Genomic DNA, 7925 nt, shown 5'->3' on the forward strand with positions numbered 1-7925 from the left:
CCAATCCCTACGCGGTTCCGCATGCGGCGGGCGGAAACGTGGATAAAAAGACGCCGTGAACGGTTACGAATATTCAAATGGATCAACCAGCTAATGTTAAGGGAAAACCGCAACGCCCATGGGGACAATTGATCCAAGTTCATTTGTTGGTCCTTATCCTGTCTATCCTCCTTGTTTTTGGTTTGTTTGTTTCTTTCCCAGAACTAGCTGTGACTATACTCGCCCAAGCTGCTGGTCTATCACTAGATCCTATCCATTTAATTGGCTTATTAATCATAACTTTTACGGCTAAAAAGCAGTCTGCTTTAATCTTAAGTTTAATCGGACTATCCTTTGGGTTGCATTGGATCATGTATGCGCTGAATGCAAATAGCTTTGAATCATTGTATGGAGGACGGCCTCCATTTTTCTCAATAACTCTTGTTGCGAGGTTATTCGCTACATTTTTCCTTGGATATTCCATACAGCTCCTCGTCATTCTGTTCAGAATGCGCTCTAGTAAAAAAAATCAATAGTAAGCCAGAAAAGAGCACCCTGTATGAAAAAGATTCTTTCAGCATTTGTTATTTTTGCCTCTATGTTTCTCTTCAGTTGCAAGGATATGGGCCGGGGCAAGAAATAAGGGGTCATATCTTGGATACTGACAAGGGGCAAGAAATAAGGGAAGAAATAAGGGGTCATATCTTGGATACTGACAAGCAGCTTTGATTTGCTTTTTTCCTTTCTCCATGGCGAGAAAAGCACGAGTGGAGTATGAGGGAGCCTGTTATCACGTAATCAACCGCGGTAACTTCCGTCGGGATATTTTTAGGAAGCAGGTCGAAAAGTAATTGTCGAGATCCAAGATATGACCCCATACTCCCTCTGCCATACTCCCTCTGCTTCGGCTGTCCCACCCCTTCGGCTGTCCCCCTTCGGCTGTCCTCAAAGGAAAAAAGTTCGCGGTCAGGATCTTCGTTTGTCAAGAGTCAAGACCCGACGTCATTTCGTCCTGCCACGTCATTTCGTCCTGCCCCATGTCATCTTCCTGGCTTCCTCTTTTCTGCTTTTCTTACAACCCTGGTGGTTTGAAACGAATTGGTAGGAACATCATTACATCAACATGTTGCCCCCTGAGGCTACCCGGCTCCCAATTCGGCATCATCTTAAGAGCACCAATTACGGCATTATCAGATTCTTCAGACAAACTCTTTATAACCAACACATCACAAACATCTCCATCCTTCGTAACAGTAAAAGAAACCACTACGGTTCCTTTTGAGAGCATACGCCCGGGATACTTCATGTTTCTATAAACATACTCTAACAATGAATTGTTCTCTTTTCCAAACCTAGGCAGTTCATCAACTTCAAAATATAAAAAAGGTCTTGTTCCCTCTTGAGAGGAGCCTGGGTCGCCTAAACCTTCACAATAAAAACAAAAAAACAGCAAAATAATAACAGAAATTGAAATAGATTTATTATTCATCTTTGCGCGCTTCCTCCATGTTTTGTTTAGTTTCTTCGACAGCTCTATTAATAGCTTTTCCAAGCTCTTCGTTTCGTTCTACCATAATAAAATTAAGCTGCCCGGGAGGAGAATCCGAATCAAACTCATTTACATAATCATGTTCATCGTCTTTTCCCTGCGAATATAGATATGCGTGACCGTATCCTTCGTGCGATAACGTTTCTGCTTGCTCCTCTTCGGTCGAACCACTGTTGATGGCGATGATAATTGAGTCGTCAGGTGACCTAGGTATCTCAGACTTTAGGGCAGCTTCCGCAGGAGGTAAGGTGATTCCAAAATTCCCCGTTCTGCGTCCATTTTCCTCTGTAGTAATTGGTCGAAACTGTTCTTCGGTTAATTCACCATCCGAATTCATAAAAGTGAAACTTTCACCGACATTAACCACGAAATTTCTGTCGTCATTCACGAGTTGCTTGAGCGAGGAAAAATTACCACTATCGGTTTCTGTACTATTCAACAATTCCTTGTCAACATTTCCAGCATTATCGAATTTTACAAACTGTCTGTCATCTAGCCTCAGCGTATTATTAATAGCTCTTTGTGCCGCCTCACCCGATGCAAAGGAAGGCAGAAGGAGAAGGCAGAAGGGGTCATGTCTTGGGAGAAGGCAGAAGAGGTCATGTCTTGGATATTGACAAATAATCGTTCCTTCACCCGCTGCCTCTCAGGACTTTCTCTACGGTAACATCGACCAGCAAACGGGCTAACATTCACCGGATGGCTCATCTTTAACCATTCGGTGAACCCGCGGTTCCTCGCGGAGGGGGATCGTTCCATTAGCTTCGCCGGGATGACTTTTTGCGGATCACATTTGATGTGGAACAACTGATTCTACGACCTACCGGGAAGGTTTTGTATGAATTTTCATAAACTTCAGGGATTTATTAGATGGTGTGTGTCGTGAAATTCCTTTTGGTTTTTGATCTACTCCAACAGTTAAATTTATGATGCGAAATTGTAAGACACTCGTTTACCTATTGACTATACTACCCTTTGTAACGTCAGGGGCCGCTGACAACGATTGGTCTGTTTATTTGGGTGACAAGGCTTCCAGCCAGTATTCAGAATTGGATCAGATAACACCGGAGAATGTAAATCGGTTGAAAGTTGCGTGGGTGTATAACTCAGGAGGGGCAACTGCAGACAACCGGTCACAGATTCAATGTAATCCGTTGATTGTAGATGGGGTGTTATTCGGCACGAGCCCGCAAATCGAATTATTTGCCTTGAATGCGGCGACGGGAAAAGAGTTGTGGCGATACGATCCATTTGGCGTTGGTGAAAGCAAAAGCTCTCTGGGTGTAAACCGGGGACTGGTTTATTGGAAAAAAGGGAAGGATGAACGCATCCTGATGGGGGCGGGAAATTACCTGCATGCCATAAATGCAAAAACGGGTAAGGTGATCCCATCGTTTGGAGACAAGGGACGCATCAATTTACTCAAGGGTCTGGGACGTGAGGTCGATGATCTCTATTTCTTGTCCAATACCCCGGGCGTGATTTATGACGACCTGATTATATTAGGAGGTCGCCTGAATGAAGCTTTGCCCGCACCTCCCGGGCATATTCGGGCCTACAATGTGATTACCGGTGAGCAAGTCTGGCGGTTTAACACGATACCTCATCCCGGCGAATACGGTTACGGATCCTGGCCCAAAGACGGCTACCTGAAGAGCGGCGGAGCCAACGTGTGGACGGGCATGGCGGTCGATGAGGAGCGCGGACTTGTATATTGCCCGACCGGTTCCGCCTCCGCCGATTTCTATGGAGGCGACCGACTGGGACAAAATCTGTTTGCCAATACCCTGCTCTGCCTGGATGCCAGGACCGGCAAACGGGTCTGGCATTTCCAATTTGTGCATCACGATCTGTGGGACAGGGATCTGCCAACACCGCCAAACTTGCTTACGATCAAACGGGATGGAAAAGAGATTCCGGCGGTGTCGCAGTCCACGAAGTCGGGACACGTCTTTGTCTTTAACCGGGAAACCGGTGAACCGCTCTTTCCCATTGAAGAACGCCCCTACCCTTCATCGGATCTGGTAGGCGAGCAAGCGTGGCCCACCCAGCCGCTTCCCACCAAACCAGAGCCGTTTGCCCGGCAAGTTCTCGGTTACGACTTGCTCAATGATTTGTTTCCGGATCAACGGAAAGAACTGCAGGACCGATTTATCCGCTTAAGGCCTCACATGCCCTTCACTCCACCCAGTGTGCAGGGAACCCTGATTTTTCCTGGCTTTGATGGAGCAGCGGAATGGGGTGGCCAGGCCGTGGACCCCAACGGGATCCTTTATGTTAACAGTAACGAAATGCCATGGATTCTGACCATGGTTAACGCCGCGGGCGGAGCCACCAATGGGGAACGGGTTTTCTTGCAAATGTGCTCGGCCTGCCATGGCCAGGATCGCCTTGGCAGCGAAAACCAGGGGACCACGATCCCGCCCCTGACTTTGGAAAAGTTGGCGGAAAAACAATTGGACCCGGCAGCGGTGACGGAAAAGATTAAAAAAGGCGCAGGGATTATGCCTTCCTTTGGGTTTCTTGCAGAAAAAGATTTGGACGCGGTTATCAAATACTTGTTTGAAGAAGCCGAGTCGGGCTCGGTCGACCGCCAATCCGGACAGACAACTATTGCTACCAGCTACGGGCATACCGGTTACAACAAATGGAAAACGGCGAATGATTACCCAGCTGTAAAACCTCCCTGGGGAACTCTGAATGCCATCGACCTGAATACCGGGGAGTATGTCTGGAAAACCACGCTGGGCGAATTTGAGGAATTGACCGCCCAGGGGATTCCACCCACAGGCACGGAAAACTACGGTGGCCCGGTTATCACGGCAGGAGGGGTCCTCTTTATCGGAGCCAGCCTCGATGAACATTTCCGCGCATTCGATATGAGTACGGGCAAAGAGTTGTTTAAGTCCAAACTGCCCGCCGCCGGATACGCGACCCCGGCGACTTACGCGGTAAATGGTAAACAGTATATAGTGATCGCTTGTGGTGGTGGTAAATTGGGTACTCAAAGCGGCGACGCCTATGTCGCGTTTTCTTTGCCCTGATCCAGGGGAATTAATATAGATTCAGGAGGAAGTTTAAATAATTACAAACGCCCTTAAACATCGATAGAACCTAGTAGAAACGCTTATTATAAAGGCTTCAAATAGACTTGCCTAAGCCTCAGGCTAGGGTATCAATATCGTCCTATTAAATAAAGGAGCTCTGAATGCTCTTTAGCGGAATGCGATCTTAGGCGTCATAAATCGATTCTGTTCTCAACTATGGCGCATTGTTTAATAAGATGGAAATATACGTAGGAAACCTACCTTGGTCGGCAGAAGATCAAGACTTAAACGATGCCTTCGGCCAATTTGGCGAAGTGACATCTGCTAAAATAATCAGTGACCGTGAAACAGGTAGATCCCGTGGATTTGCTTTTGTAACCATGGCAAATGACGAAGATGCACGAAAAGCAATTGAAGCACTCAATGAATCAGAATTCATGGGGCGTAATATGAACTGCCGCGAAGCAACCCCACGTCAAGAACGTCCCCGCCATGGCGGCGGCGGAGGCGGCGGAGGAGGCAGAGGCGGATTCAATCGCGGTGGTGACCGTGGCGGAAACCGCGGTGGCGATCGTGGTGGTGATCGTGGAGGCGATCGTGGCAGAGATCGACGCTATTAAACCCAAAAATATTTAAAGCAATAAGGCCTTCCTATTTGGGAGGCCTTTTTTATTGGAATACCTCCTCAAGGGCCTGCTTCATTACTTCAACGGAAGGTTCTTGACCTGTCCACATGCGAAACCCAATAGCCCCTTGATACACGAGCATACCCAAACCGTCCAACGTCAGAGCCCCCCGGGCACTGGCTTCAGCTAGAAACGGTGTCTTGGGCGGATTCGGAATTACGTCGCACACGACCATTTCTCTGGAAATGCAATCATAGTTAATATCTGCCTTCTCAGTAACATTGGGAAACAATCCAATCGAAGTCGCGTTAACCAGTACATCCGTATCGGCTGGAAAAGAAACACCCGGCGTCCAAGGAAGATACGCGGATTTACAGGCTGTATTTTCTTCAATCAAACGACTCAATGACTCCCCCTTGTCCACCGAGCGATTGATGATTAATATACTTTCAGCCCCGGCAAGTGCCAGCTCGATTGCCATGGCCCGAGCAGCACCTCCAGCCCCCAGAAAAACCACTCGCTTGCCGGAAGGATCCAACCCTGCGTCTTCTCGCAAACTGCGTAAAAAACCTTTCCCGTCGGTATTCTCTCCGATCAAAAGATCTCCTTCTCGACGAACGGTGTTAACAGCCCCCATGAGTTTCGCATCTGGTGCCAAACGATCCAAGAACGCCAGGACATTTACCTTGTGAGGTATCGTTAAATTGATTCCCCGAAATTGCATCGATCTAAGTCCGGCAACGGCTGATTCCAAATCCTCGGGCAATACTTCAATATTGAGGTAACGCCAGTTGAGATAAAGATCCTTAAACGCAGCTTCGATCATCACAATCGTTGGATTTTCAGCAACGGGATGACCAAACACTCCTACCAACTCAGACTTATAATTCGCATCTTCTGACATTCAATCAAAGTAGGCAAGTCGCATTGGCCGATGCAATACCAACCTACTAACTATGATACCTTAACTAATTCTTCTTCTTCGATGCGCTTAATGTATTCACTCACATTACAGGTCAGCATGCGGGTACCATCCATCCGAACTTCCAGAACTTTATTTACTAAAGGATCCAAGAAAAACCGATCGTGACTGACCAGAATAACCGTTCCGTTAAATAACTGTACTGCTTCTTGAAGCACTTCCTTACTTCGAATATCCAAGTGATTGGTAGGCTCATCGAGAATAATGGTGTTAGCTCTTTTCATGAGCATCTTCGCCAAAGCCAGGCGATTGCGCTCACCACCAGAAAGTACCGTGGTTTTCTTTAAAGCGTCGTCGCCCGAAAAGAGAAGCGCACCCAACACAGCTCGCGGATTAGTTTCTTGGTTGTTTGCGTCAAATGCGGCTTTTTGAACTTCCTCAAGCACGGTGTTGTTTGGATTCAATTCATTAGCCTGCTGCTGAGCGAAATAGGCGATCACTGTATTAATTCCTATCGACCGTTCACCTTCCTGGTAGGGCTCAACCCCGGCAAGAATTCTCGCCAAGGTAGATTTACCAGCTCCATTGACACCAACAATGGCCACGCGGTCACCCTTCTCGATATGGAAATCAAGCTTATCGAAAACATGAATGTCTCCATAGGATTTGGTAACTCCTGCTAACTCGATAACCTTTGCACTTCCGACGGGAGGCTCAGGAAATCTAAAATACATTTTCCTTTCTTCTTTGGGCATTTCGACCCGCTCCATTTTGTCGAGCACCTTAATGCGACTTTGGACCATGGAAGCTTTTTTACCATTTGAGCGAAATCGGTTAATAAACTCCTTTTGACGTGTAATTTCTTTATCCTGATTATCCCGGGCTTTTCGGAGCTGCTCAATTCTGGCCAAGCTTTCCTTCTCATAAAAGGAGTAATTCCCGCTATAAGAATTCATTTTACCCAAACTCAAGTGTAGAGTGCGGTTTGTGATAGCATCCAAAAATGCCCGGTCGTGTGAAATGACCATAATCGAGCCTTCGTAGCGTTGCAGATATTGCTCCAGCCAAAACTGGGAAAGAATGTCCAGGTGATTGGTAGGCTCATCCAGTAAAAGTAACGATGGCTCCTTGAGGAGAAGCTTTGAAAGTGCTATTCGCATCTGCCAACCACCGGAAAACTCTCCTGTATCCCGATCCAAATCGCCCATAGAAAAGCCAAGACCTAGCATCATCTTCTCGATATTTGAGCGCATTTTTTCAGGCTCGTGCTCTTCCAGTTTGTGCTCCCACTCACCAACCATATCGATAAGTTCAAAGTACTCTTCCGAGGAAGTATCCATTTCAAGCATTCGCTCATCTGCGGCATCGATCTTTCCTTGCAAAGCGAGAATGTCTTCAAAAGCAGTTTCAACTTCTTCATAAAGCGTCTTGCCAGAAACTTCGATTCCATCCTGCGGAAGATATCCGAGCGTTACATAACTGGGAATACCTATACTTCCCCTATCCGCTTCCTCCTCCCCAAGAATCAATTTGATAAGGGTTGATTTTCCTGCTCCGTTGGAACCGACCAAGCCAATTCGATCGCGCGTTCCTATTACGGTGGAGATCTCGTTAAAAAGGACCTTGGGACCGTACTGCAAAAATATGTCTTTTACTTCTATCATCTAAAAACGCAGCACCCTAGGACGTAATACGGAGAGATCAATCTTCAAAAATCTGAAGATGCATAGAGCTCCACGGTATAATTATTTAGAGCGTATAATGCGTATGGTTACAGGGATTGATAAATAAACTTGCCCTCG

6 protein-coding genes are annotated in these 7925 nt (G+C 46.8%); 2 read left to right on the top strand and 4 right to left on the bottom strand.

The window, feature by feature from the left end:
* Window positions 1–1051: 1051 nt before the first annotated feature.
* Both O3C43_24025 and O3C43_24030 read right to left on the bottom strand, forming a co-directional pair.
* Entirely contained in the window at window positions 1052–1468 is a 417-nt protein-coding gene (locus O3C43_24025; protein ID MDA1069554.1) for an energy transducer TonB, read from the bottom strand.
* Window positions 1461–1967 carry a hypothetical protein gene (locus O3C43_24030; protein MDA1069555.1) on the bottom strand — a complete coding sequence of 169 codons (507 nt, stop codon included), beginning with the start codon at window positions 1965–1967 and terminating at the stop codon, window positions 1461–1463. Before O3C43_24030 ends, O3C43_24025 begins: the two co-directional genes overlap by 8 nt.
* A 487-nt stretch (window positions 1968–2454) precedes the next feature.
* Here O3C43_24030 and O3C43_24035 point away from each other — a divergent pair, with 487 nt between their 5' ends.
* Both O3C43_24035 and O3C43_24040 read left to right on the top strand, forming a co-directional pair.
* Window positions 2455–4572 carry a PQQ-binding-like beta-propeller repeat protein gene (locus tag O3C43_24035; protein MDA1069556.1) on the top strand — a complete coding sequence of 706 codons (2118 nt, stop codon included), beginning with the start codon at window positions 2455–2457 and terminating at the stop codon, window positions 4570–4572.
* Window positions 4573–4811: 239 nt separating this feature from the next.
* Window positions 4812–5195, top strand: a complete 384-nt coding sequence (locus O3C43_24040) for an RNA-binding protein (GenBank protein MDA1069557.1) — start codon at window positions 4812–4814, stop codon at window positions 5193–5195.
* Window positions 5196–5244: 49 nt separating this feature from the next.
* On the opposite strand, the gene aroE is transcribed toward O3C43_24040, so the two are convergent.
* Both aroE and O3C43_24050 read right to left on the bottom strand, forming a co-directional pair.
* Window positions 5245–6105, bottom strand: coding sequence for a shikimate dehydrogenase (aroE, locus tag O3C43_24045; GenBank protein MDA1069558.1), 861 nt, complete (start codon window positions 6103–6105; stop codon window positions 5245–5247).
* A 50-nt stretch (window positions 6106–6155) separates the two neighbouring features.
* The gene (locus O3C43_24050; GenBank protein ID MDA1069559.1) at window positions 6156–7787 is read right to left on the bottom strand and encodes an ABC-F family ATP-binding cassette domain-containing protein; all 1632 of its coding nucleotides are present in this window, start codon (window positions 7785–7787) and stop codon (window positions 6156–6158) included.
* Window positions 7788–7925: the final 138 nt, after the last annotated feature.

It is taken from the genome of Verrucomicrobiota bacterium (assembly GCA_027622555.1).
Lineage (GTDB): Bacteria > Verrucomicrobiota > Verrucomicrobiia > Opitutales > UBA2995 > UBA2995.